General features: G+C 54.9%; 25 protein-coding genes. 5 read left to right on the top strand and 20 right to left on the bottom strand.

Annotation, left to right across the window (positions count from 1 at the left end; genetic code table 11):
• Positions 1-189: 189 nt before the first annotated feature.
• Genes hemG through hemE form a run of 3 tightly spaced genes read right to left on the bottom strand, consistent with a single transcriptional unit; the run spans position 190 to position 3,664 of the window.
• Positions 190-1,671 carry a protoporphyrinogen oxidase gene (gene hemG / locus COHPA_RS0120935; protein ID WP_027088105.1) on the bottom strand — a complete coding sequence of 494 codons (1,482 nt, stop codon included), beginning with the start codon at positions 1,669-1,671 and terminating at the stop codon, positions 190-192.
• The gene (hemH, locus tag COHPA_RS0120930; protein ID WP_027088104.1) at positions 1,668-2,612 is read right to left on the bottom strand and encodes a ferrochelatase; all 945 of its coding nucleotides are present in this window, start codon (positions 2,610-2,612) and stop codon (positions 1,668-1,670) included. The genes hemG and hemH overlap by 4 nt, the downstream gene beginning before the upstream one ends.
• Positions 2,609-3,664: a uroporphyrinogen decarboxylase gene (hemE, locus tag COHPA_RS0120925; protein ID WP_027088103.1), complete on the bottom strand. Its 1,056-nt coding sequence runs from the start codon at positions 3,662-3,664 to the stop codon at positions 2,609-2,611. Before hemE ends, hemH begins: the two co-directional genes overlap by 4 nt.
• Before the next feature lie 202 nt (positions 3,665-3,866).
• Between hemE and COHPA_RS0120920 the strand changes: the two genes are divergently transcribed.
• Positions 3,867-5,072: an MFS transporter gene (locus tag COHPA_RS0120920; RefSeq protein ID WP_027088102.1), complete on the top strand. Its 1,206-nt coding sequence runs from the start codon at positions 3,867-3,869 to the stop codon at positions 5,070-5,072.
• Between the two features lie 373 nt (positions 5,073-5,445).
• Here the strand turns inward: COHPA_RS0120920 and COHPA_RS0120915 are convergent, their stop codons facing one another.
• From COHPA_RS0120915 to COHPA_RS0120890, 6 genes are all read right to left on the bottom strand, one after another.
• On the bottom strand, positions 5,446-6,402 hold the full coding sequence (locus COHPA_RS0120915) for an ABC transporter ATP-binding protein (RefSeq protein ID WP_027088101.1): 957 nt from the start codon (positions 6,400-6,402) through the stop codon (positions 5,446-5,448).
• On the bottom strand, positions 6,399-7,415 hold the full coding sequence (locus COHPA_RS0120910) for an ABC transporter ATP-binding protein (protein ID WP_027088100.1): 1,017 nt from the start codon (positions 7,413-7,415) through the stop codon (positions 6,399-6,401). The genes COHPA_RS0120915 and COHPA_RS0120910 overlap by 4 nt, the downstream gene beginning before the upstream one ends.
• Before the next feature lie 32 nt (positions 7,416-7,447).
• Positions 7,448-8,383, bottom strand: coding sequence for an ABC transporter permease (locus tag COHPA_RS0120905; protein WP_027088099.1), 936 nt, complete (start codon positions 8,381-8,383; stop codon positions 7,448-7,450).
• A 3-nt stretch (positions 8,384-8,386) separates the two neighbouring features.
• On the bottom strand, positions 8,387-9,316 hold the full coding sequence (locus COHPA_RS0120900) for an ABC transporter permease (RefSeq protein WP_027088098.1): 930 nt from the start codon (positions 9,314-9,316) through the stop codon (positions 8,387-8,389).
• A gap of 110 nt (positions 9,317-9,426) precedes the next feature.
• Entirely contained in the window at positions 9,427-11,121 is a 1,695-nt protein-coding gene (locus COHPA_RS0120895) for a peptide ABC transporter substrate-binding protein (protein WP_027088097.1), read from the bottom strand.
• Between the two features lie 481 nt (positions 11,122-11,602).
• The gene (locus COHPA_RS0120890) at positions 11,603-12,244 is read right to left on the bottom strand and encodes an O-methyltransferase (RefSeq protein ID WP_027088096.1); all 642 of its coding nucleotides are present in this window, start codon (positions 12,242-12,244) and stop codon (positions 11,603-11,605) included.
• Positions 12,245-12,370: 126 nt separating this feature from the next.
• Between COHPA_RS0120890 and COHPA_RS0120885 the strand changes: the two genes are divergently transcribed.
• The 3 genes from COHPA_RS0120885 to COHPA_RS0120875 are packed head-to-tail and all read left to right on the top strand — an operon-like array spanning position 12,371 to position 14,839.
• Entirely contained in the window at positions 12,371-14,341 is a 1,971-nt protein-coding gene (locus COHPA_RS0120885; RefSeq protein ID WP_027088095.1) for an LTA synthase family protein, read from the top strand.
• A 60-nt stretch (positions 14,342-14,401) separates the two neighbouring features.
• Positions 14,402-14,578, top strand: a complete 177-nt coding sequence (locus COHPA_RS0120880) for a hypothetical protein (protein ID WP_156926714.1) — start codon at positions 14,402-14,404, stop codon at positions 14,576-14,578.
• Between the two features lie 27 nt (positions 14,579-14,605).
• The gene (locus COHPA_RS0120875) at positions 14,606-14,839 is read left to right on the top strand and encodes a hypothetical protein (RefSeq protein ID WP_027088093.1); all 234 of its coding nucleotides are present in this window, start codon (positions 14,606-14,608) and stop codon (positions 14,837-14,839) included.
• A gap of 134 nt (positions 14,840-14,973) precedes the next feature.
• Here COHPA_RS0120875 and COHPA_RS0120870 read toward each other — a convergent pair whose 3' ends face one another.
• From COHPA_RS0120870 to COHPA_RS0120815, 11 genes are all read right to left on the bottom strand, one after another.
• Entirely contained in the window at positions 14,974-15,231 is a 258-nt protein-coding gene (locus COHPA_RS0120870) for a YuzB family protein (RefSeq protein ID WP_027088092.1), read from the bottom strand.
• Positions 15,218-15,520, bottom strand: coding sequence for a HesB/IscA family protein (locus tag COHPA_RS0120865; protein WP_027088091.1), 303 nt, complete (start codon positions 15,518-15,520; stop codon positions 15,218-15,220). The genes COHPA_RS0120870 and COHPA_RS0120865 overlap by 14 nt, the downstream gene beginning before the upstream one ends.
• A 69-nt stretch (positions 15,521-15,589) precedes the next feature.
• Positions 15,590-16,849 carry a carboxylate--amine ligase gene (locus COHPA_RS0120860; protein WP_027088090.1) on the bottom strand — a complete coding sequence of 420 codons (1,260 nt, stop codon included), beginning with the start codon at positions 16,847-16,849 and terminating at the stop codon, positions 15,590-15,592.
• A 79-nt stretch (positions 16,850-16,928) separates the two neighbouring features.
• Positions 16,929-17,183: a hypothetical protein gene (locus COHPA_RS0120855; RefSeq protein WP_027088089.1), complete on the bottom strand. Its 255-nt coding sequence runs from the start codon at positions 17,181-17,183 to the stop codon at positions 16,929-16,931.
• An 84-nt stretch (positions 17,184-17,267) separates the two neighbouring features.
• Positions 17,268-18,164 (bottom strand): M14 family metallopeptidase, encoded by an 897-nt coding sequence (locus COHPA_RS0120850; protein WP_027088088.1) that lies wholly within the window; start codon positions 18,162-18,164, stop codon positions 17,268-17,270.
• 126 nt (positions 18,165-18,290) lie between these two features.
• A complete protein-coding gene (racE, locus tag COHPA_RS0120845) occupies positions 18,291-19,103 on the bottom strand; it encodes a glutamate racemase (protein WP_027088087.1) in 813 nt (270 codons plus the stop codon).
• 168 nt (positions 19,104-19,271) lie between these two features.
• Entirely contained in the window at positions 19,272-19,592 is a 321-nt protein-coding gene (locus COHPA_RS0120840; protein ID WP_027088086.1) for a YtxH domain-containing protein, read from the bottom strand.
• Positions 19,593-19,665: 73 nt separating this feature from the next.
• Positions 19,666-20,094 (bottom strand): hypothetical protein, encoded by a 429-nt coding sequence (locus tag COHPA_RS0120835; protein ID WP_027088085.1) that lies wholly within the window; start codon positions 20,092-20,094, stop codon positions 19,666-19,668.
• A gap of 465 nt (positions 20,095-20,559) precedes the next feature.
• Positions 20,560-21,204, bottom strand: coding sequence for a helix-turn-helix transcriptional regulator (locus tag COHPA_RS0120830; protein WP_027088084.1), 645 nt, complete (start codon positions 21,202-21,204; stop codon positions 20,560-20,562).
• A 98-nt stretch (positions 21,205-21,302) separates the two neighbouring features.
• Complete coding sequence (locus COHPA_RS0120825; RefSeq protein ID WP_027088083.1) at positions 21,303-21,758, bottom strand: DUF86 domain-containing protein; 456 nt, start codon at positions 21,756-21,758, stop codon at positions 21,303-21,305.
• Between the two features lie 155 nt (positions 21,759-21,913).
• Complete coding sequence (locus tag COHPA_RS0120815) at positions 21,914-22,201, bottom strand: Dabb family protein (protein ID WP_027088082.1); 288 nt, start codon at positions 22,199-22,201, stop codon at positions 21,914-21,916.
• Between the two features lie 106 nt (positions 22,202-22,307).
• Here COHPA_RS0120815 and COHPA_RS0120810 point away from each other — a divergent pair, with 106 nt between their 5' ends.
• Positions 22,308-22,559: a hypothetical protein gene (locus COHPA_RS0120810; RefSeq protein ID WP_027088081.1), complete on the top strand. Its 252-nt coding sequence runs from the start codon at positions 22,308-22,310 to the stop codon at positions 22,557-22,559.
• The last annotated feature ends 47 nt before the right edge of the window (positions 22,560-22,606 follow it).

The raw sequence follows: 22,606 nt of genomic DNA, 5'->3' as shown, positions 1-22,606 counted from the left end.
ATGCTCCGGATGGTGCGATTTAGTGTCACCACGTGTGCTTAGAGGTACATATACCTTTATTCCGACGCTCCGGGGCTCCCGCGAGACTGCGACGTCCAACTCCCGCAGGCTTCCTGAGCGAACGGGATATCGATATAAATACGCTATGAGACATTGTATCGCTCATAGCGTATTCCGTACAGATTTATGTTAGGTATTGTTCCGCATGCGCTCTGCCGCTGATCGGCCTTGGGCGACGCAGTCCGGCAGGCCGACGCCGCCGAATGGCACGCCCGCCGCGAATACGCCGGGAAGCGAGCGCGATAGCTCGGCGCCGAAAGCGGAGATCGCTACCGTATGACCGACGGGATATTGCGGCATAGAGTTGCGCAGGCGCGTAATTTCCACGAATTCCGGAGCGGCGTTCACGCCCATGAGATCGCGTAAATCTCGGCGAACGGCCGCCGTCAGCTCTTCGTCGGACAATTCGACGCCCGCTTCGTCGCCGGCGCGTCCGACGTAGCAGCGAACGAGCCGCTTGCCTTCCGGCGCGGTATGCAGCCATTTGGCCGACGTCCACGTACTGGCGGTAATCGTGCGTCCTTCGTCTCTCGGAACGAGGAAGCCCGAGCCGTCCAGATCGTGGCCGAAGCTTGTCGCATCGTATCCGAATACGACGTTAGCGACGGAACCGTAGTGAATCCGTTCAAGCGCGGAAACATCGACATGCGACGAGAGCAACTTCGCCATCACGCCTGCCGGAAGCGCGAGCAGCACTTGATCGGCCTCCAGCACCGTGCCGCCGTCTTCCAACCGAAGGCGATATCCCGCCTCCTCGGCGCCGCTCGCAACCTTCTCCAACGCCGACACCTGCGCGCCAAGCCGAATCTCGCAGCCGCCATTGCGCAACTGCTGTTCCAACGCTTCTATTACCGTCGACAACCCGTTGCGGAACGTGTAGAAAAGCGAAGCCGGCTGCTTGGCGGCGGAGCTCGCAGAAGTCGCGAAGCCCCCGCCGACCGCCTGAGCGGAAGCAGCGCTCGCCCCGGCCCGAGCCGCGATCGTCCCCTCGATCAAGCTGCCGTACTCCCGTTCCATCTCCTTGAACTGCGGGAAAGTCGCCTGCAAGCTCAAACCATATAGATCGCCGGCATAGATGCCAGCGAGCAACGGCTCGAATATCCGCATCACCATCTCGGCGCCCATGTGACGCTCGAGGAACGCGCCGACCGTCTCGTCGTCGTCCGAAGTACCCGGCTTATACTCGCGATCTTCCAAGGCGCGAAGCTTCCCTGCCTCGGACACGAGCTCCGTCCGCATGAACTTCTCCGCATCGGTCGGCACGCCTAGCACGAGACCCTCCGGCATCGGCAGCAGCTTGCCGTCGCGCGATATATAAGTCTTCTTCGCAGCCGGATTCGTCCCGGTCAGCTCGCCCGTCAGCCCAAGATCCTCGGCAAGCCGAATCATCGGAAGCTTACGGGCCAAGAACGAATCCGGCCCCCGCTCGATCACGAACCCGTCCCGCCTCAGCGTGTTCACGCGCCCGCCGAGCCTGCCGGAACCCTCGAGCACGGTCAGTTCGATCTCCTCGCCGCGTTCTCTCGCTTCCCGCATCAAGTAAAAAGCGGCGCTTAGGCCGGTCAACCCCCCGCCTAATACCGCCACTTTGCGCGCGCGCCGCCGAGTCACAGCGCACGCTCCCCGATCGCCGCCAATACGGATTCGGCCATCGCTTTCATATATTGAGCGTCATCGTTCAGCATGCGAATGCGCTCGAGCTTAATGCCGCGCTCCTCCGCGAAACGCTTCGCTTCGATATCGATATCGTATAGAACCTCGAGATGATCGGACACGAAGCCGACCGGAGCGATCAGCATCGCCTTCGCGCCTTCCCGTCCCAGACGCTCGATCGTCTCCAGAATATCCGGCCCGAGCCAAGGCTGTCCCGTCTGTCCGGCGCTTTGCCACGTGAACTGCCAATGCTCCACGCCCGCTGCCTCCGCCACCGCGCGGGAAGTCGCAAGCAACTGCTCCGGATAAGGATCCTTCAACTCGAGAATTTTCTCCGGCAGGCTGTGGGCGCTGAACAGCACCATCGTATCGGACGAACCGCCGCCCAATCGCTCCAAGCCCTCGGATACGCGCTTTTTCAAAGCATCGATCAACTCGGGATGCAAATGATACTCCTCGATCCCCGCGAACGCGACGCCGTGTTTATCCGCTTCTTCCTTCGCCCGCTTCAAGTATCCGCCGACGCTCATGATCGAATATTGCGGCGTTAGCACGATGCCTACCGCTTCCTTAACGCCGTCCGCCGCCATCGCGGCAACGCCGTCTTCGATGAACGGAGCCGCATGCTTCAGCCCCTGATAGCAGACGTAGCGCCCCTCGCCAGCCAGCTCGTCAAGCGTGCGCTGGAGCGCCGCGACTTGGCGGTTCGTATTCTCGCGCAGCGGAAATACCCCGCCCACGATCGCGCGGTAACGGCTTGTCAAATCCTCCAATTGCTCGGCGGTAGGAGGATGCCCCCTGCGGATATGCGTGTAATAGGCTTCTACGCCCTCTAAGCTCTCAGGCGTGCCGTAGGACATAACTAACACGCCTACCCGCTTGTTACCGTTCGCGCTCATACCGACACCCCCGCCTTGATTTTGTCCGCGCTATACGTATGAATGAACTCCGTCAACTCCCGCAGCTTCTCTAATGAAGCTTCCGGATACAAGCCGTGTCCGAGATTGAAAATATACCCGCGTTCCTGCATCCCCTCATCCAGCAGACGGCGAGCGTGCTCGTGAATGACGGCGGACGGCGCTTCGAGAATATACGGATCGAGATTGCCTTGCACCGCGAATTTGCCTTGCAGCCGGCGTCTGCCTTCCGCGATCGGCACTCGCCAGTCGAGCCCGACGACGTTCGCGCGCAGCCCCGTCAAGTGAGGCAGCAGCTCGCCCGAGCTGACGCCCGGGAAGTAGATTTTCGGAATGTCGAGATCGGATAACCGTTCGAAAATACTCTCCACATGCGGCAGCACGAACGCTTTGAAGTCGTCCGGCGCAAGGGAGCCGACCCAACTGTCGAACAGTTGCACCGCTTTAGCTCCCGCCTGAACATGCGCGCGCAAATACGCCGCCTGCATGTCGGCCAGCTTGCCCATCAAGCGATGCCATACGTCCGGCTCGCCGTACATGAGCGCTTTCGTGCGAATATATGACTTCGAAGGACGTCCTTCGACGATATAGCTGGCAAGCGTGAACGGAGCGCCTCCGAACGTGATGAGAGGAACTTCGAGCTCGCGATCCAGAATGCGAATCGTCTCCAAGACGTGCGACAAATCGCCCTCGACGTCGATCGGTTTCAGACGATCGATGTCCGAGGCCGTGCGAACGGGATTATGAATGACCGGGCCGACGTCTTTGACGATGTCGAAGTCGATGCCGATCGATGCGACGGGATTCATAATATCGGAATAAAGAATGGCGGCGTCCACGCCCAGCTTGCGAATCGGCATCATCGTCACTTCCGCGGCAAGCTCCGGCTGACGGCAAATTTCCAGCAGCGTGTACTTTTCTTTGATTTTGCGATAATCGGGATCGTATCTGCCGGCCTGCCGCATGTACCACACCGGTATGCGATCTACGGCTTCGCCCCTGCAAGCCCGCAGGAAAACGTCGTTGTAGCTCATCTGTCCGACCTCATTTTTGTTCGTATCGTAGGGTTTTCATGGTTTGGCATTCATTGCTTTCATTATGCCCTTTTTGCCACTTGGGAACAACCTTGCCGGATGGCAGGACTATGACAATAGTATGACAATGGCGTGAATATGGCGAACGCCTTACTGTGATATACTAGCATAACGTGAAAGCCTGTCTGTGAAGGAGATCACTATGCAGCGCTGGAAAACAAACTTGGGTATCCTTATGTTCGGCAACTTCCTCGTGATGGCCGGCATGACGATGATTACTCCGTTCCTTGCTCTCTATTTGAAACAAGACCTCGGACTGACGGACGAGCATGAAATCGGAGTTTGGGCAGGGATCATATTCGCGGGGAACTTCGTGACTTCGTTCGTGTTCCAGCCGATCTGGGGCAAGCTGTCCGACCGCTACGGGCGGAAAATGATGCTGCTCCGTTCGGGCTTCGGCATGTCCGTAGTCATGGTGCTTATGGGATTCGCGACAACGCCGTGGCATTTGCTCCTGCTGCGCATCATGAACGGCGTCATCGCCGGATTCCAGCCCGCCGCCGTCTCGCTCGTCGCCTCGACGACGCCGAAGGATCGAATCGGCTTCGCCATGGGAACGTTGCAGTCCGGCGGGGTCGCCGGTTCGATCATGGGTCCGTTCATCGGCGGCTTCCTTGCCGATACGTTCGGATTCCGGCCTATATTCTATATCACGGGCGGATTGCTGTTCCTCGCCTCCTCGGTATCTTGGATTATGGTCAAGGAGAACTTCGATCGCCAAGCGGCGGCAAAGACGCCGCAGATCGGCGTTCTCAAAGGCTTGCGCGAGCTGATGACCATCCGCCAGATGCCGGTGCTGCTGTCCGTCACGTTCTTGATCCAATTCGCCATGCTGAGCCCGATGGCGCTCATCCCTTTATATGTAGAGAAGTTGCACGGGACGACGGAGAATCTCGCCTTCTATGCGGGCTTCGTCGGCTCGGTTACCGGGCTCTCCAACATGATAAGCTCGCCGATCTTGGGCCGGCTAAGCGACCGAATCGGTTCCAAGCGGATTCTGCTCGTCGCGCTCGTCGGATCGGCGGTCATGCTCATCCCGCAAGCGTTCGTCGGATCGGTCGGACAGTTGCTCGTCTGCCGTTTCCTGCAAGGCTGCTTCATGGGCGGACTGATCCCAACGGTCAACGCGCTCATTCGCAAATTCACGCCGGACGGCAAGGAGAGCCGGTCTTTCGGCTTTAACGGCAGCGCGCTGGCGCTCGGCAACATGATCGGACCGATCGTAGGCGGCGCTTTGTCCGGGCCGATCGGCATCGAGGGACTGTTTATTTTCTCCGGCGCCATGCTGATGCTGACCAGCGGCTGGGCGTACGTCGCGCTCCGGGCGGAGAGACCGGCAAGCCGATGATCGGATGAAACTACAATTGCCTAAGTCCGCGATCGATCGGCGCATAAGCCGCAGAACGTACAACCGACTTCCGCTTCGACTGCATGGAGTACAGCTCGTTATCGCCATATCGGCATTTTTCTACTGAATAACTGCATCGCATACACCTCATTACCGCCATAACGATCGAAACGCTCGTTTTCAACCCACATAGCTGCACTTCGTACCGTTTATGGTCAAGGTGTATCCCCTCGATTGGAATACCTGCCATTCATGCAGTTAATCGCGAGCGATGACGCTTCGTAGGCCTAGTTGATAGCGACCCGTAAACAACAAAGAGATTGTCGCTCGGTCGAATCGACCTTGGGACAACCTCTTCTGCTAGACTGACGATTTATGCGTAGTGACAGGCCGCAATATGTCCAGGACGCGTCTCGCGAAGCATAGGCGCTTCCGCGGCGCATCTTTCCGTCGCCGCCGGGCAGCGGGTACGGAACGGGCAGCCGCTAGGCGGGTTAACCGGGCTCGGCAAGTCGCCCTTCAGGACGATGCGTTCCTTGCCGGCTTCGAAGTCCGGATCCGGTACCGGAATCGCCGACAGCAGCGCCTTCGTGTACGGATGCTGCGGGTTCGCGTACAAGTCTTCGCTCTTCGCGAGCTCGACGATTTTGCCCAAGTACATAACGGCTACACGGTCGCTCATGTACTTTACCATCGAAAGATCGTGCGCGACGAACAAGTACGTCAGGCCCATCTTCTTCTGCAAATCGATAAGCAGATTGATGATCTGAGCTTGGATCGACACGTCGAGCGCGGAGATCGGCTCGTCGAGAATCATGAACTGCGGTTGTACCGCCAAAGCGCGGGTAATCCCGATCCGCTGCCGTTGTCCGCCGGAAAATTCATGCGGATACCGGGAGGCATGCTCGCCGTTCAAGCCGACGATTTCGAGCAACTCTTCGACGCGGCGCTTTCTTTCCGCTTTGCTCTTCGCGAGGCCGTGAATATCGAGCGCTTCGCCGATAATATCGAGAATCGTCATTCGGGGATTCAAGGAAGCGTAAGGGTCCTGGAACACCATCTGCATCTGGCTGCGGTAAGCTTTGAATTGGGACTTGGATACTTTCGTAACGTCGGTACCGTCGATCTTGATGCTGCCCGCGGTAGGCTCGTACAACCGAATGATCGTACGTCCCGCCGTCGATTTGCCGCAACCCGATTCGCCGACGAGTCCGAGCGTCTCCCCTTTGCCGATCGAGAAGCTGATATCGTCGACGGCTTTCAGAATTTGATGATTGCCGATGTCGAAATGTTTCTTCAACCCTTCGATTTCAATGAACGGTTTGCTCATACGCTCGCCTCCTTCGCCCCGGCCGACGCCGGCCGCTTCGCTTCGGGATGCTGCAGCCAGCAACGCAAGGCGTGAGTGTCGCTGAGTACGGTGGTCTCCGGACTTTCCGTCTCGCATATATGCATCGCTTCGTCGCAACGGGCGCAGAATCCGCACCCTTGCGGCGGCTTGATCAGATCCGGAGGAGATCCGAAGATCGGAACCAGCGGTTCGTTCTTATCTTGATCCAGACGCGGCAACGACTTCAACAAGCCTTGCGTGTAAGGATGCTTCGGATTGTGGAAAATATCGTGTTTCGTGCCCGTCTCCACGATTTGTCCCGCATACATCACGATGACGCGGTCGCAAATATCGGCGACGATGCCAAGGTCGTGCGTAATAAGGATGATCGACGTCTTCGTCTCTTGCTGCAAATCCTTCATCAATTGAAGGATTTGCGCCTGAATCGTCACGTCGAGCGCGGTCGTCGGTTCATCGGCGATCAAGAGCGACGGGTTGCAGGCGAGCGCGATCGCGATCATGACGCGCTGACGCATGCCGCCGGAAAATTGGTGCGGGTATTGGCTAATCCGGGTCTCCGGATTCGGAATGCCGACCATCTTCAGCAATTCGATCGCGCGGGTTTTGGCCGCTCCCTTGCTGAGGCTCTGGTGCTGAATCAAGCCCTCCATGATTTGCTTGCCGACCGTCATCGTAGGGTTAAGCGAAGTCATCGGATCTTGGAAGATCATCCCGATCTTATTGCCCCGCACCTTCTGCATCTCTTTCTCCGACAGCTTGAGCAAATCCTGGCCGTCCAGAAGCACTTCGCCGGCCTTGATTTTCCCCGGCGGAGTCTGAATCAACCGCATGATCGTCTGGGCCGTAACGCTCTTGCCCGAGCCGGATTCGCCTACGATCGCGACGGCTTCCCCTTCCTTCACGTCGAAGCTGACGTCCCGGATGGCTTGCACTTCGCCGCCGTAGACGTGGAAAGATACGCTCAAATTTTTAACGTCAAGTATCTTTTTCATGAGGACCAAGGCCTCCTTTCCGGAAAAATGCTTTATTTTTTCAACTTCGGATCGAACGCGTCGCGCAGACCGTCGCCGAATACGTTAAAGGCGAACATCATCAAGCTTAGGAATAACGCAGGGAACATCAGACGCCAAGGATACAACGTCATCGATTTGACGCCGTCGTTGATCATCGTGCCCCAAGACGCGACAGGCGACTGAACGCCGAGACCGAGGAAGCTGAGGAACGCTTCGGTGAAAATCGCGCTCGGTACGGTAAGCGTCAGCGTAACGAGAATCGGGCCCATTGCATTGGGGATCAGATGACGGAAAATAATGCGCATAGCGCCTGCGCCAAGCGCCTTGGACGCAAGCGCGTACTCTTGGTTTTTCAACTGCATGATTTGTCCGCGCACGATCCAGGCCATGTTGATCCAGCCCGTAATCGACATCGCGACGATAATCGTCGTCAAGCTCGGTTCCATCACGACGAGCAGCAGAATCGTAACGAGCAAGTGCGGAATCGCGTAGATGATCTCGGCGAACCGGTTCATCGCTTCATCCACTTTTCCGCCGTAATAACCCATGATACCGCCGTAAATAATACCGATGATCAAGTCGATCAGCGCCGCCGCAAAGCCGACGAACAGCGAGATTTGCGCGCCCTTCCACGTTCTTTCGAACATGTCGCGGCCGAGGTCGTCCGTTCCGAACAGGTGCTGCCAGCTAGGCGCCTGGTTAGCGTTAGGCAAATCGTTCGTAAAGTGGTCATGCGGCGATATCATAGGCGCGAATATCGCGAAAAGCAGCACGACGCACATAATATAGAAACCGGTCATCGCCAGTTTGTTAGAAACCAGCCGGTAACGGATATCCTGCCAAGCCGTGAGCCGTTTGCGCTCGATTCTCTCGAACACGTAGTTGCTCCGGTCGATCTTCTGAAACTGTTCGGGGCGAATAGAGCCCCTGTTCGTATCGTTGTTCAAGGTCTATTTCCCCTTTCCGCCGGCTCTCATTCGCGGATCCACCAGCACGTAGGCGATATCGGCGAGGAAACGGCAAACCATCAACAGAACGGCATAGAAAATCGTAATCCCCATAATGAGCGGATAATCGCGGTCGCTGACGCTTTGCACGAAAAACTTGCCGAGTCCGGGAATCGCGAAAATTTTCTCGATGACGACGGAACCGGTAATGACGCCGGCCGTCAAATAGCCGAGGAACGTGACGACGGGCAGCATCGAGTTACGAAGCGCGTGACGCCATACGATCCAATGTCCGGCAAGACCTTTCGCCTTCGCCGTCTTGATGAAATCCGAATTTAATACTTCTATCATGGTCGAGCGGATCAACCTAGCTATAAAGGCGATCGAAGCAGCGGAGAGAGCGATGGTCGGCAGTACGTAATCCAGCGGGCCATTCAAGCCTGCTACTTCGAACGCTCTAATTTTCACGGCCAAAGAGTACTGGAGCAGCGGCGCCATGACGAGGCTCGGGATGGAAAGCCCGATAACCGCTATTACCATTGCGAAATTATCGATAAACTTTCGATGGTGCATCGCTGCGAGAATGCCTAGCAAGCAGCCGACGACAATCGAAGTAATGACGGACGCAATACCGAGTTTAAGAGAGTAAGGGAACGATTCTTTAATAATTTTGTCTACGGCTTGGAACTTCTTCTTCATGGAGATGCCTAGATCGCCTTGCACCAAGTTTTTCAGATAGATGCCATATTGCTCGATCATCGGTTTATCTAACCCGTAATAGGCTTCAAGGTTTTTCTGAACGGCTTCGCTAGTCGCTTTCTCAGACTGCAGCGGACTGCCCGGAATGGCATTCATAAGAACGAATGTAGTCGTGACCAGGAAAAACAAGGACACGAGCATAATAACGAATTTTTTTAAGATATAGCGAATCACACATTCTCACCCGCCCTTTCTTTCCTTATTAAAGAACTAAAAAGGGTATATATAGGGGTACTATACATGCCCTTTTTAGTCCAATGTTATCTCATGCAGGTCTTTACGAATTACTTCGTTTTCTTACCGAATGCCCAATCCAAGTGACCGGCGTAGTCGGAGACAACGTCTTCGAAGCCGTCTTTTTTCATGGTAACCGTCGTGTAGTAGTAGATCGGCAATACGGCCGTGTCGTCTTGCATCGCGATTTTTTCCGCTTTCGCGATCAAGTCGATACGCGTTTTTTCGTCAGCCGCAACGACCGCTTCGTCCAGCAATTTGCCGACTTCCGCGTTTTCGTATTTGCCGTCGTTGTTCAAGGATTTCGGATGAATCAAGTCGTACGTGAAGTTGATCGCATGGTTGAAGTCTGCGCCCCATCCTGCGCGAGCGACGTTGAATTGACCGGCGTCGCGCGTCTCGAGGAACGTGCCCCACTCTTGGTTGGACAGTTTCATTTCGACGCCGAGGTTTTGACGCCACATGTCGACGATTGCTTCCGCGATCGCTTTGTGGCCTTCGCTCGTGTTGTACAAGAGCGTCGTTGCGGGAATTGCGGTCATGCCTTCTTCTTTAAGACCTTCGGCAAGCAATTTCTTCGCTTCTTCTACGTTCTCGGAACCGAAGCCGGTATCCGGATACAACTCGCGGTATCCTTTGCCGTCTACGCCTGCGATGGAAGCAGGAACGAGGCCGAACGCTGGCGTTTGGTTCGCTTTCGTTACGTTGTCGATGATCGCTTGGCGATTGATCGCCATCGAGAACGCTTTGCGGATTTTTGCGTTGTTGAACGGTTTTTCTTTCGTATTGAACAGGTAGTAGTAAGTCGAAGCGATTTCTTTGATTTCCGCTTTGCCTTCTTTAACGAGTCCAGGAACTTGATCGCTTGGTACGGAGCCAGCTTGCGCGCCGATCCAGTCGATTTTGTCCGTCTCGAACAGGTTGAACACGGTCGATTCGTCTTCGACCAACGAAATCGTCGCTTTCGTGAAGCTTACGTTAGCAGCATTGTAGTAGTTCGGGTTCTTTTCAAGCACGAGCTTGTCGCCGTGCGCCCATTCTTTCAACAGGTACGGGCCGTTAGAAACGATCGTGGATGCTTCAGCAGCCCATGCAGGCTTGCCGTCAACCGCGTTCTTGTTAACCGGCGCGTAAGTGTAGTGAGCTACCAAGCTGACGAAGTATGGCGTATTCGAGATAAGCTTCGCTTCTAGCGTGTGCTCGTCGATCGCTTTGACGCCGACTTGGCTTGCGTCAGTGATTTCACCCGCGTTGAATTTTTCGCCGTTCTCAAGGTAGAACAGCATGTACGCGTATTCCGAAGCCGTTGCCGGATCGAGCGCGCGTTTCCAAGAATATTCGAAGTCCTGCGCGGTAACCGGGTCGCCGTTCGACCATTTCGCGTCGTCGCGCAGATGGAACGTATAAGTTTTGCCGTCTTCGGAAACATCCCACTTCGTTGCGATCGCAGGCTCAGGTTCGCCAGCGGAGTTCAGGCGGGTAAGACCGTCGAACAGGCCTGAAGCAACGATCGACGATTGAGCGTCGGTCATCAGAGCCGGATCCAAGCTAGGCGGTTCGCTTGCGAGCGTAAAGCGGAACTCTTGCGGTGCGTTGTTCGCAGGAGCGGATGCCGAAGCGCCCGGACTTGCGCCCGTATCAGGCGAAGCAGCGTTGTTGTTGCCGTTGTTATTGCTGCAAGCAGCAAGCAACGAGCCCGCCAGCGTGAGGACCATCGCCGACGAGAGAACTTTTTTGAAATTCATTGTGTAGCCTCCCCGATTTCTATTCATTTCTACTGTGTCCTTCATTCCAATACGATGTCCTATTTAGTGGGCGATCACTCATCGGAACGATAACATCACACATCTTACACCGCTTCGTTTGCTTTTCGCAATGAAAGATATTGCCATTGTTATGTAATATAACTCGGTTGGTAATATTAAATTACATAATCATGACAGGTAACGCTTTCATTTTGAATTATCCATTGAATATAGTGAATAATCATGCGTTATTTTTGCGCGATTTGTTCAACTCATTTTTAACTAGATGAAAATATGTTCATTTTCGATTGAAACTTTGGAATGCTCTGCCTGTTTAAACCTCGGAGTGGTAATTTGTTTTGTATTATTCTAATTAAAATCAAAAATAACGGTTGTATAGGATATACATACCTAAAAAAGCCTCCAAAACGACTGAATTAGTCATTGTTGGAGACTTTCATAAATGGATTGTTAAGTTTTCTCATCCCGAAACGCGGGCTATTGCCAGCCCGTCATAGGAAGGGAGATGAACGCCGAGCAGTCTTGGATCGTTCGCGATTCGCCGATTGAACTCGCGAACCGCCAGCACGGACGGCCCTTGCTTGGCGGGATCGAGCGTTCTCCCCCGCAACAACGTATTGTCGGCGGCGATAATCGCCCCCGGATTCGCCAATCGGATGCATGCCTCGAGATAGTTCGGATAGTTTTCCTTATCCGCGTCGATGAAGAAAAAGTCGAAGGTTGCTCCTTCCCCGGCGAGATCGGCCAGACTGCGGATTGCGTCTCCGATTCGATACTCGGTCAATGCGCCGTAGCCGGCGGCGCAGACGTTCGCTTCCGCAACGGCTGCATAGTCGGCGCGCAGCTCGAGCGATACCAGCTTGCCCGATTCGGGAAGCCCGCGCGCGAGGCATATCCCGCTATATCCTCCCAAAGCGCCGATCTCCAGCGCCTTGCTCGCGCCCGATACCTTCACAAGCATCGTCAATAGTCGGCCGTATCCGGGAGCTACCGATATTTCCGGCATTCCCGCCGCTTTAATCGCCTCGTTCACGCGTACGAGCTCCGCGTCAGGCGGGAATAATTCGTCGAAATACGCATCCGAGGACCGTGATTGTTCCATCGCGCACACCTCCATGATTGATCATTGTACCTCAAACCGTAATCTAATTGTAATCTCCCTGTAAAGAGAGCTATACTTAATCTTGTTGGATTGTAAATGGATTGAAGAACGAGAGGAAGACGTCTAATGGGATTGCGGTTGAAAACCGCCATGACGAAATTAGGACCGCTGCTGCTGAAAGGACTGCTGCATTGGCCCTATTGGGGGTTCATGCTGTTCGTTCTCTCCATCGTATATAAGCTGGGCTGGCTGGATCATCGGTTCAACGTCGGCGGCATGAACGATTGGAAATGGAAAGTGAACTACGGCGCGGTTATCTTATCGGCCTTCTGGACGCTTCTGCTCGGACGCCGAGCTCGCTGGATTGCGCTTGTGATCATCGATCTTGCGCTATCCGCGCTTTTATTCTCGGATCTCGTGTACTTTCGGTATTTCAAGGACTTCATCTCGATTCCCGTGCTATTCCAAGCCGGCCAGGTCGGCGCGCTTCAGGAAAGCATCTGGAACCTCATTCAACCATCGGATTTCATCTTGTTCGCGGATCTTCCGATCGGCCTGATCGGTATCGTCTGGATTCTATGGCGCAAGCGCGTCGAACGCAAGGAACAACGCGCGAAGCCCGCATATCGCAAAGGCCGCCGGCTGCTTCGGCTGATTCCCGGCACGATTGCGTTCACGATCGGCTGGGCGCTCATCTACTATCCGGTCGAGACTCAGAAGGACGGTTGGGCGCGCGGCCTGTTCGTCGGCAACTGGTGGAACGTTCCGATCTACAACGTAACGGGGCTGCTCGGCTTTCACGGTTACGACACTTATCGGTACGCCAAAGAAAATTGGTTCGGCGACGGACTCTCCGAGGAAAAGGAACAAGAAGCACGCGCTTGGTTCGAGGCGCGCCGCGCCGTTCAGAAGCAGATGGAATCAGAGCCCCTCTTCGGGGAATATAAAGGAAGCAATGTGCTCGTCGTGCAGATGGAGGCATTCCAACAGTTCGTCATCGGCCAATCGATCGGCGGCGAAGAAATTACGCCTAACTTGAACAAGCTGATCGGTCAGAGCTTATACTTCCCCAACTTTTATCATCAGACCGCGCAAGGGCGGACATCGGACGCCGATTTCGCGACCAGTTGCTCGATGCATCCGCTCCCGACCGGTTCCGTGTTCATTCGGTTCGCGGGCAACGAATTCGATTGCGCGCCATCGATCATGAAAACCCAAGGCTACGATACGACCGTGCACCACGCATACGACGGCAGCTTCTGGAACCGGTACAGTATGTACAACAACATGGAATACGACCAATTTTACACCGTCAAAAATTTCAAGCTCGACGAGCCGCTCGGTTGGTCGCTCGGCGATAAATCGTTTTTCCGCCAGACCGTCGAACAGTTACAGACGCGGGACGAATCTCCGTTCTACGCGATGGCGATCACGCTTTCGAGCCATCACCCGTTCCGGATGCCTTACCAGAACCGGGCGCTGGACGTTGCGCCGTTCAACGGCACGACCTTCGGCGATTACTTGCAAGCGACCCATTACGTCGATGCCGCGGTCGGCGGGTTGATCGAGCATCTGAAGGAAGCCGGGCTATGGGAGAACACGATCGTCCTCTTTTACGGCGACCACGACAACTCTCTTTACGATATGAAGGAATACGAGCAATTTTTCGGCCATTCGCTGAACAAGATGGAGCAGGACGCGATCATTAGGAACGTGCCTTTCATTATCCACTTACCGAACGACGGGCATGCCGGCATCATGGAGAAAGCCGTCGGACAGATGGATACGCTGCCGACTCTGTTGCATTTGCTCGGCTTATCGACGGCTAACGAGCATTTAATGGGCGTAAGCATGTTGTCTGCGGCGCCGAAGTCCGTCGTATTCCGCAACGGCGGCTTTACCGACGGCAGCGTTTACTTCGTCCCGAGCTCGGACGGCGTGATCGATCACGGAGCCTGCTACTCCTTCCCTTCCGGCGACGAGGCCGGAATCGCGGCTTGCAAGCCGGGCGCGGAAGCTGCCAGGAACGATCTGACGATCTCCGACCGGGTGGTCGAGCATGATCTGATCGCGAAGTTCCGTAAAGCGGCCGAGTGATATCCGCAAATGCAGGTGCTTGTTGTCGATCTTGAGAATATTGTAGCGGAGAGCGACAATATGCGGCTGGTTTGGTTGGATTGGGCGCAGATTGTAGCGGAGAGCGACAATATGCGGCTGGTTTGGTTGGATTTGGCGCAGATTGTAGCGGAGAGCGGCAATATGCGGCTGGTTTGGTTGGATTGGGCGCAGATTGTAGCGGAGAGCGACAATGTGCGGCTGGTTTGGTTGGATTAGGCGCAGATTGTAGCGGAGAGCGACAATGTGCGGCTGGTTTGGTTGGATTGGGCGCAGATTGTAGCGGAGAGCGACAATCTGCGGCTGGTTTGGTTGGATTGGGCGCAGATTGTAGCGGAGAGCGACAATGTGCGGCTGGTTTGGTTGGATTGGGCGCAGATTGTAGCGGAGAGCGACAATGTGCGGCTGGTTTGGTTGGATTTGGCGCAGATTGTAGCGGAGAGCGACAATATGCGGCTGGTTTGGTTGGATTGGGCTTAGATTGTAGCGGAGAGCGACAATGTGAGGCTGGTTTGGTTGGATTGGGCGTAGATTGTAGCGGAGAGCGGCAATATGCGGACTGGTTTGGTTGGATTGCGCACAATAAATGAAGGCTGCCCATCGGCAGCCTTCGTTTATTTCAAATATTTGCGCGCTTTCTCAATCGCTTCGTCTTCGGTCGGCGCGGTGACGTACCGCCCGTTGATGAAGATGAAAGCGTATCTGGAACATGGGCCGCAATACGACTTGCAGGCAACTTTGACGTCGGCATTCGGATCAAGCTTCTTCAGCTTAGGCAGCATCGTCTTCACCCGCATATGCTTGCACTTGTCGCATATACGAATATCGTTAGGCGACGCCGATACCGATTGCCGGGTATCAGTGGTCTCCATGATTGCCTTTGCTAGGGTTCGTAATGACGAACCCTTCGTTCGGGAAGTACAAGTAATCGATCTTTACCCCATCAAGCAAGTCCTGATCCTTCGTCAGCAATACGTCGATCCCCTTGTCCGTCGTAACCAGCTCGTCCTTATCGGTTGGCGTGCCCAGGTCCATGCCGTAATGCGCATGGTCGCCGTGGCTATGCGTAATGAATACGCGAAGCTTCTTGTCCGCGTTCTCCGGTTTGTCCAATTCGCGGCGCAGCACGTTTGCGGCGTTGCGCGTAATCTTGCAGTTCATATTCCTTCCACTCCCGTCATTATCCTCTAAGCTATTGTAAGATAACGCCATCGCGCTTGCAACATTCGTTTAACAGCGCCGACTATCAGGAGATCGTGCTAGCCCTTTATCGAAGTAATATCGCCGAAAGTTGTTTATATGACTGAGAGAATAACGCAAAATGATGATGATTCGCTTCACGTTCAAATCCTTGTTGTCCCAAAGCGATCTGATCACTTTCTTCTGTCTGTAGAGTCCGGCAATCTCTGCCGACAACTCAAGATCCTTGACGTAACGCGTCAATACCGATCTCGGCACGTTGGTCCATAGGGCAGTTGATTGACCGTATACGCAATCTCTATCTTTGCCGTAGACGACTTGATCGATAAGCGCCTTGATCATGTTTAGCCCCGCAGCCCGTACGAATAGGCTGCTTCTTCCAAGCCGCGGATTAATCTCAAACATCATGTACTTGCCCGTTCTGCTGTCGTACTTCATGTCGATGTTGGAATATCCCACATACCCTATTTGCTCCAGAAACGCTTTGATCTTCGAATATAGTTCTTTCTCGGATCGACTAATGACGGCAGCGTAATTACCGAGCGTTGCAGGTGCATATTCCTCCAGTACGGGCTGGCCGAGACACATCATAGTCACTTTCCCATTATTATCGGAAAAACTATTAACTACACGCATCGAACTGTCGCCGCCGGGAATGAATTCTTGAATAATCAATTTACCGTGATAGTCGGAAGTATTCAAGTTGCATATCATCGCCAAATAGTCATCGCGATTATCGAAAAAGAACACCTTTTTCTTCCCTTCAAAGCGACAGTGTATGTAGTCATATGCGTTGCTGTTCTCCGGCTTAACAACAATCGGAAAACGAAACTCCATTCGTTCCAATACGATCTCTCGTTCGTGCGGCTCGCATATGATCGTCTTCGGATAGTCCAAGCCGAATCTCTCGCACAGTTCGTAGAACTTGTCCTTCGTATCGAGCGCATCCAACAGCGTTCTCGAGATGAAACGGTTCGCGATCAATCCTTTAAATTGATCGTAGTTGCGAGACAACATCCCCGCGTAATAATCGGAGCAAGGAATGACGATCAGCTTCTTATTCGGCGATGCATGCTTCTCCAATACGGACAACAACGCGCCGGGAAATACATCCTCGCGGTCGAAGCCTTCAATCTGGACAAGATCGAACAAGCCGCTATGCATCGTCGGGATTAACAGACGCGTGCAGAGCAGGAGCGGCTTTATGCGATACGTTTCATATATGAGTCTGACGTTGCCATAGGCGTTCTCGTCGCTTCCGAGAATAATCGGCACAAAATCGATAGGCATGGGACCTCCGCGTTTTCAGCAAGTTATTCGACACAAGCTATTATAGCTTACTATCAAACGCGAACAATAGCACCTATGCTCATCTCGATCGCCTTACGCCGTTACCGTATTTGCGCTCCATCGCGTTAACGAACCAATTGGCCGCGAAACCTGTAACGGTTATATCATCTATAGGGAAAAAAGGCAGCAAATCCGGCAGCACCCAATACAGCGCGACGGCTGCGACGAAGAGCAGCTTGTCCAACGCCGGCACTTGGCGAGAGCGCATGACGCGCCATAAGCGCGAGGGCAATCGCCGCAACCGGTATAGCCAAAGTAGACGAGAACGGGGCATTCGGCATCCGCCTTTCGCCCCGCGTTCGATAACGGAGCAAGTGGTGTTAACAAAGGCAGTATGCCCCTTGTTGCCGGATCTGTCTCAGGACGGAGACAGATCCAGCGCTTCGGCCAGCAGCTTAAGCACGTCGTCGTACATTTCCTCTAGATCGTCGAGCGGAAGCGGATTATGTCCCCAGCCCGCTTCGACCGTAAATCCCGGGCGGCGAAATTTCTCGATAAACCAATCTTTATATCCGGCGTCGCTTCCATCGAGCTTCACCGCGCGATACCCCGAAGCCAGCGCAAGCCGATGAGCCCAAGCCTCGGATTGAATCGGCTCGCAATCCCGATAGTTCCAATAAATCTCCTCGCCTTGCGTATGCAGGGCGAGCACCGCGTGCAAGTCCATCCGCTCCGTCCATTCGGCGAGCGCTGCCGTTTCCGGTTCGGTCAGCGGCCCGGTCCCGCAATGATCGCGGGGTCCCGGTCGATCGGCCGATCGGCGGTCCCGCTCCTCCTCCCAGTGCGCGGGAAACTGATCGTTCAAGTCGACACCGCGAATATTCGCCTTCCAACGGTGAAAGAGACCGGAGCCGCGATTCCAGATTTTCAGCTCTTTGTAAAATGGATGCTTCGGAGTCACTCCCTGTTGGACGAGCTCGACTCCGTCCGGATTGAGCATGGGCACGATCCACAACGTGGTTCGGTTGTATAGTTCCCTTGCCGTCTTCCCGCCGATTTGTCCTCTTTTGCGGCACGCCTTCGCATAATCTCCTGCGAACCTCATCAGAAGCAAAGACGTAATCCATTCGTTGGCATGGCAGGCCCCGTTGAAATGCCAGCGAAACGTTCCTTCTCCGATTCTGATCGCATGTATGGGTTTGCCAAGCACGCTTCGCCCGATCGTGCTTACGTTAACGAAAGGAAATTTTCTTTCCAGCCTGCGAATGTCGTCCGCCAATTGAGCCGGTCCGTAACCGGATTTGGTTCTGCTCATTGTCGCTCCCCTTTGTCGTCACGATTGTATGATCTATGACGGGGAAAGGGCGTATATGCCGTAACATACGAAAAGCTATGAACGTCTGCGCCGGGCAGCGATTCATAGCTAATAGTAATCCTGCTGTTATAACCGAATTTGCGGGAATTGCCAGACGACCGTGGCCAGGCGAATCGGATTACCGAGCCAATCCTGCGCGATCTGCTGAAATTTGACCGGATCGCCGCTGCAAAAAAAATGATGTACCGGGACCGCGCTTGCTTCAGCTAACTGATTGTTCGCCGTAAGAATGGCGGCGATCTCCTTCGCGGTCTCTTCGGCGGAGTGGACGAGCGCCACATCATTGTCCATCGCCTCCGAAATCGGAGCGGCCAAGAACGGATAGTGAGTACAGCCAAGAATCAAGCAATCGATCTCGCTTCTCTTGATCGGCAGCAAAGCTTGAGATACGGCCGCGTAAGCCTCCCGGGTACGGAATAGACCGTTCTCCACGAGCGGCACGAAGGTCGGACAAGCAAGGCTGACAACCTGTACGTGCGGGGCAAGTTTCGTAAGCGCATGGACGTAAGCCCCGCTCTTGATCGTGCCCTCCGTCCCGATGACTCCGATTTTTCCTACGTTCGTCAGGTCGATCGCGGCTCTGGCGCCGGGCTCGATGACACCGATGACGGGCAGGTTTACCCGACCGCGAATATCTTGGAGCGCGACCGCCGTTGCCGTGTTGCAGGCGATGACAATCATTTTGGGTTCGAACTGCGCGAGATAATCTACGATTTCACGGGTGAATGCGATAACTTCTTCAGCCGGCCTAGGACCGTATGGCGCACGAGCGGTGTCGCCAAAGTAACAGATTTTTTCCCAAGGGAGCTGTCTCATCAGTTCTTTGACAACGGTCAGACCGCCAACGCCGGAGTCCAAGACCGCAATCGCTCGCTGCACGAGAACACCGCTTTCTTCATCGTTGATGAGGTCGATTCAAGATACTGTATGAGCAACTTTCGAAAAAGGTACCTGTAGTCAACGCTTGTCCGAACCATGTAACGCAATAGGCCAAGGACCGTCTTGCGGGAGCAGGCGGCCCTTGGTTGTTCTATGTTTCCCGGGAAATTAGAGTAAAGCCGAATCCTCCGACGCGTTGGCACCCGCATCCATCGAGCCGCTGGCCGCACCATTCAACGGGCGCGAACCGAAATGCTTGCCTGCCGCTTGCTTCGTATCTACCGCGAAGCCGGAAGCCCGTTTGGCGAGCGATTGCACGGCCGAACCGGCTTGGCGACTCAGATCTGCCGTCTTCTCGCCGACTTTGACCGCCGCGTCGCCGATGTCCTTGCGCAGCTCGCGTCCGGATTTCGGCGCCAGCAACAGAGCGGTTACCGCCCCAGTCACTGCACCCGTTAACGCGCCCCATAAAAACGATTTTTTGCTCATTCCATTCACTCTCCTAAACTTGATCCGCACTCGTCCCCGCGAACGCAAGCAACTCGGCGTCGCGCAATGTTGATTATCTGGTACGCCAACCATCGAGCAGCCCTCTGAAGACGCTATGCCAGTCGATCCGTTCGCCGGCTGGACGTTCCTCTTCGGCTTCGGTTTCCGCCGCTTTACGGAAGCTCAGCCGATCCCGCCAATAGGCGGAAACCCGCGTCGCGGTTTCCCCTGCGGCCTGCGCCGCTTCGCCCAGCGCCCGCGCCCCTTCCGCGAACGTTGCGATGCTCTCGAACGTCTGCCTGCCGCTGCGGGCAATCGCCGTCGCTTCCTCTGCGAGTTCTCTAAGCTGCCGAAGCGAACTTTCCGTCTCGCCGCTTAAGCGCGTTATCGTTCGCTCGATCTTGCCAAGCGTCCGAACGGCACGAGCGACTGCAACCACGACAACTGCCGCGATAGCTATTACGGACAAAGCAATCGCATAAGCGGTTATCTCCCATCCCACGCGAACCCCTCCTCCGGTCGGCCAGCGCTCGGCTAGCTGCTTGCGGTACCCGGGCGAATGCCCATGCGGTTAAGATAGTATAAGAAGGATGGGCTTGACTTGACACTGCGGACGGGCAAGAAAATAGCAGCGGTCTGCGAAACCGTTGCAGGAACGGTGTGCGCTAGTTCTGTGCAACAGCGGTCTGTTTAGACCGTTAGCAGGTACAGGAAACTTCGGTTTCGCGTTGCTGCGGTCTACGAGACCGTTGCAGGTTCAGTTGGCGCTAGTTCCAAGTTTATCGCGCTACCTGAGAAACATTGGCGGGAACGCACACAATAGCACGCTATCATCGAGTTACTGGAGTCACTCTGGCGGAAACGCACACTTTTAGCGCTGTCATCGAGTTGCTGGGTCGTAGTTGGCGAAGCGCAGCAAAAGAACCGCCCGCATCGAGCGCGGACGGTTCTATAAGTTACATCGGCGTTAATCCGTCTTCGGCCTAATCGCATACGTGCAACGCGTGCCGCCGTCGGCTAAGCATTCTGTGCGTTCTACGTCGGCGTCGAGCAGGCGGACGAACAGTTGCTGCTCGCAATGGCATGCTTGCCGGAACTGGCCCGCCACATGCGCAATCGGACAGTTGTACTCATGCAGAGCATAAGCATCCTCTTCTTCGGTACGCTCCCACGACGCCATATAACCGCCGCCGTTCTGGATCAGCGCCAGCTCGCGAACGCGTTCCTCGAGCGGCTTATGACGCATTCGCTCCTCGTAACGCTCCGCCAGCTTATCCCGCCGACCTTGGAACATGCGATCGATCACCTCGGCGCCCTCGTCCTCTTCCTCCAGCTCGGCGAGAAGATCCAACGTTAGCTGGGCGTAGTTCTTGGGGAACCATTCATCCGCATGTGCCGTTAGGGAGTATCGATAAAGAGGACGCCCCATGCCTTGTCGGACCACGGTTACGGCGACTTGGCCGTTCTTCTCCATCGCATGAAGATGGCGTCTGACGGCCATCTCCGTAAGCGATAGCGCGCCCGACAGCTCGCTGACCGAACAGGAGCTTCTCGTTCTGAGCAGATGAAGCAGCCGGCTTCTCGTCGAGCCTTCTTCCTTCCGCAGCGGCATGCCGTCGCCCCCCGTCCTCGCGCCAACCTCGCACCCAACCCTAGCGCGGTTCATATGGCTCCATTGTAACGGAATCGGTTCATGACGTAAATCGGCACCTATTGGTCGCCCGTACCTTCGCTCCCCGGGAATCCGCGAAGCTCCTTCTCCATATACGATCGGACTTGCCGGCCGAACTCTCCGAGCAGCTCCGGCAGTTCCGGCGTCAGCTTGTGCAGCTCGTGCCGCGGCCATTCCACGTAATCCTGAACGAGCTGTTTGCGAAGGAGTACAAGCTCCCGCATAGGAGCCGCAATGTTCCCATCGATGACGTTCTCCATCGCGATAATATCGACGATATCCTCGTAACTGCTAGCATCGCGCATAATAAAACCGTCGATCAGCGCATTGCCGACGTCCGTCACGATTTCCGCGGCCAGATGCAGGGCGCGCTCTTGAACGAGTCCTTCGCTTAACGTGCCTTTCCAGCCGCGAGAGACGACGTTCATGGCCAATGCGAGATCGGAAATGCACGCCAATCGGTCGTTAATGAATTTTTCGTTTACGTAATACATGGGCGGACGGCCCCTTTCATTTACGCTTGCGCTTCGCTCGGCGTTTCAGCCAATATACCATAACGACGGAGCTTATAATGATTACGAGCAAATAAGTCATCATCTCGTAAACATCGCGCATACTTTGCGGATCCTTCTCCACGACTTTCTTCCTCTCAGCTCTCGTAGTCGACGCTAACCGATGCTTCTCGTACGGACGTCATATGTTCGATAACGAGTTTATGAACGGGGTGAACCTGATAAGCGTTAAGATCTTCCATCGAATCGAACTTCGTGTACAAAGCGATGTCGTACGACCGTTCGGAATACAGCACGTCCGTACCGACTTCCAGGTGGCGCAGCACGTCGATTTTCCCTTCCATGTCGCGCAGCACGGCTGCCGTACGAGCGATGCTTTCCGGATTGCGGTCTTTCAGCTTAAAGAGAACAATGTGCGTAATCATGGTCAAATCCATCCTTTCGTTATTCGAATAGGCTTCCCGAAGGCAACGCATGAGAACCGGCAACGGCGTGCATACTACGGGCACTAAGAGGCGGAAGGAGTAAAACATGCGTTATCCAATGACCTTGGCGTGCACGCTATTCGCCGTCGCATTGTGCCTGTTCAACGCTACCGGCTACGACCCTCACAACTTGTTCCTATTCATGTTCAGCATCCCGGTTTGGTTAACCGAACTGTTCACGGACATTCATAACGTCAACGTGTGGTTCATATACGTACTCACCGTTCTCAGTTGGGCGCTGATCGGGTATCTAGGCGATTTGGGCATTTCCCGTACCCGCGCGCGTCGTCAATCGTAACCTTACCATGCGAATGCAAGATCAACGCCGTGATGGAAAAAAAGGAG

Source organism: Cohnella panacarvi Gsoil 349 (assembly GCF_000515335.1).
Classification (GTDB): Bacteria; Bacillota; Bacilli; order Paenibacillales; family Paenibacillaceae; genus Cohnella; species Cohnella panacarvi.
The sequence above is the reverse complement of the archived record's forward strand: the minus strand, read 5'-3'. Positions and strand labels throughout refer to the sequence as shown.

What these genes read in the sequence shown, in the direction of transcription:
- hemH (WP_027088104.1), bottom strand. Translation starts at nt 2,612, where the DNA reads ATGAGCGCGAACGGTAACAAGCGGGTAGGCGTGTTAGTTATGTCCTAC.
- COHPA_RS0120895 (WP_027088097.1), bottom strand. Translation starts at nt 11,121, where the DNA reads ATGAATTTCAAAAAAGTTCTCTCGTCGGCGATGGTCCTCACGCTGGCG.
- COHPA_RS0120915 (WP_027088101.1), bottom strand. Translation starts at nt 6,402, where the DNA reads ATGAGCAAACCGTTCATTGAAATCGAAGGGTTGAAGAAACATTTCGAC.
- COHPA_RS0120910 (WP_027088100.1), bottom strand. Translation starts at nt 7,415, where the DNA reads ATGAAAAAGATACTTGACGTTAAAAATTTGAGCGTATCTTTCCACGTC.
- hemE (WP_027088103.1), bottom strand. Translation starts at nt 3,664, where the DNA reads ATGAGCTACAACGACGTTTTCCTGCGGGCTTGCAGGGGCGAAGCCGTA.
- COHPA_RS0120840 (WP_027088086.1), bottom strand. Translation starts at nt 19,592, where the DNA reads ATGAGCAAAAAATCGTTTTTATGGGGCGCGTTAACGGGTGCAGTGACT.
- COHPA_RS0120870 (WP_027088092.1), bottom strand. Translation starts at nt 15,231, where the DNA reads ATGGAGACCACTGATACCCGGCAATCGGTATCGGCGTCGCCTAACGAT.
- COHPA_RS0120920 (WP_027088102.1), top strand. Translation starts at nt 3,867, where the DNA reads ATGCAGCGCTGGAAAACAAACTTGGGTATCCTTATGTTCGGCAACTTC.
- COHPA_RS0120885 (WP_027088095.1), top strand. Translation starts at nt 12,371, where the DNA reads ATGGGATTGCGGTTGAAAACCGCCATGACGAAATTAGGACCGCTGCTG.
- COHPA_RS0120855 (WP_027088089.1), bottom strand. Translation starts at nt 17,183, where the DNA reads ATGCCCCGTTCTCGTCTACTTTGGCTATACCGGTTGCGGCGATTGCCC.
- COHPA_RS0120860 (WP_027088090.1), bottom strand. Translation starts at nt 16,849, where the DNA reads ATGCCTATCGATTTTGTGCCGATTATTCTCGGAAGCGACGAGAACGCC.
- COHPA_RS0120880 (WP_156926714.1), top strand. Translation starts at nt 14,402, where the DNA reads ATGCGGCTGGTTTGGTTGGATTGGGCGCAGATTGTAGCGGAGAGCGAC.
- COHPA_RS0120825 (WP_027088083.1), bottom strand. Translation starts at nt 21,758, where the DNA reads ATGTATTACGTAAACGAAAAATTCATTAACGACCGATTGGCGTGCATT.
- COHPA_RS0120830 (WP_027088084.1), bottom strand. Translation starts at nt 21,204, where the DNA reads ATGCCGCTGCGGAAGGAAGAAGGCTCGACGAGAAGCCGGCTGCTTCAT.
- COHPA_RS0120865 (WP_027088091.1), bottom strand. Translation starts at nt 15,520, where the DNA reads ATGAACTGCAAGATTACGCGCAACGCCGCAAACGTGCTGCGCCGCGAA.
- COHPA_RS0120815 (WP_027088082.1), bottom strand. Translation starts at nt 22,201, where the DNA reads ATGATTACGCACATTGTTCTCTTTAAGCTGAAAGACCGCAATCCGGAA.
- COHPA_RS0120850 (WP_027088088.1), bottom strand. Translation starts at nt 18,164, where the DNA reads ATGAGCAGAACCAAATCCGGTTACGGACCGGCTCAATTGGCGGACGAC.
- COHPA_RS0120890 (WP_027088096.1), bottom strand. Translation starts at nt 12,244, where the DNA reads ATGGAACAATCACGGTCCTCGGATGCGTATTTCGACGAATTATTCCCG.
- COHPA_RS0120810 (WP_027088081.1), top strand. Translation starts at nt 22,308, where the DNA reads ATGCGTTATCCAATGACCTTGGCGTGCACGCTATTCGCCGTCGCATTG.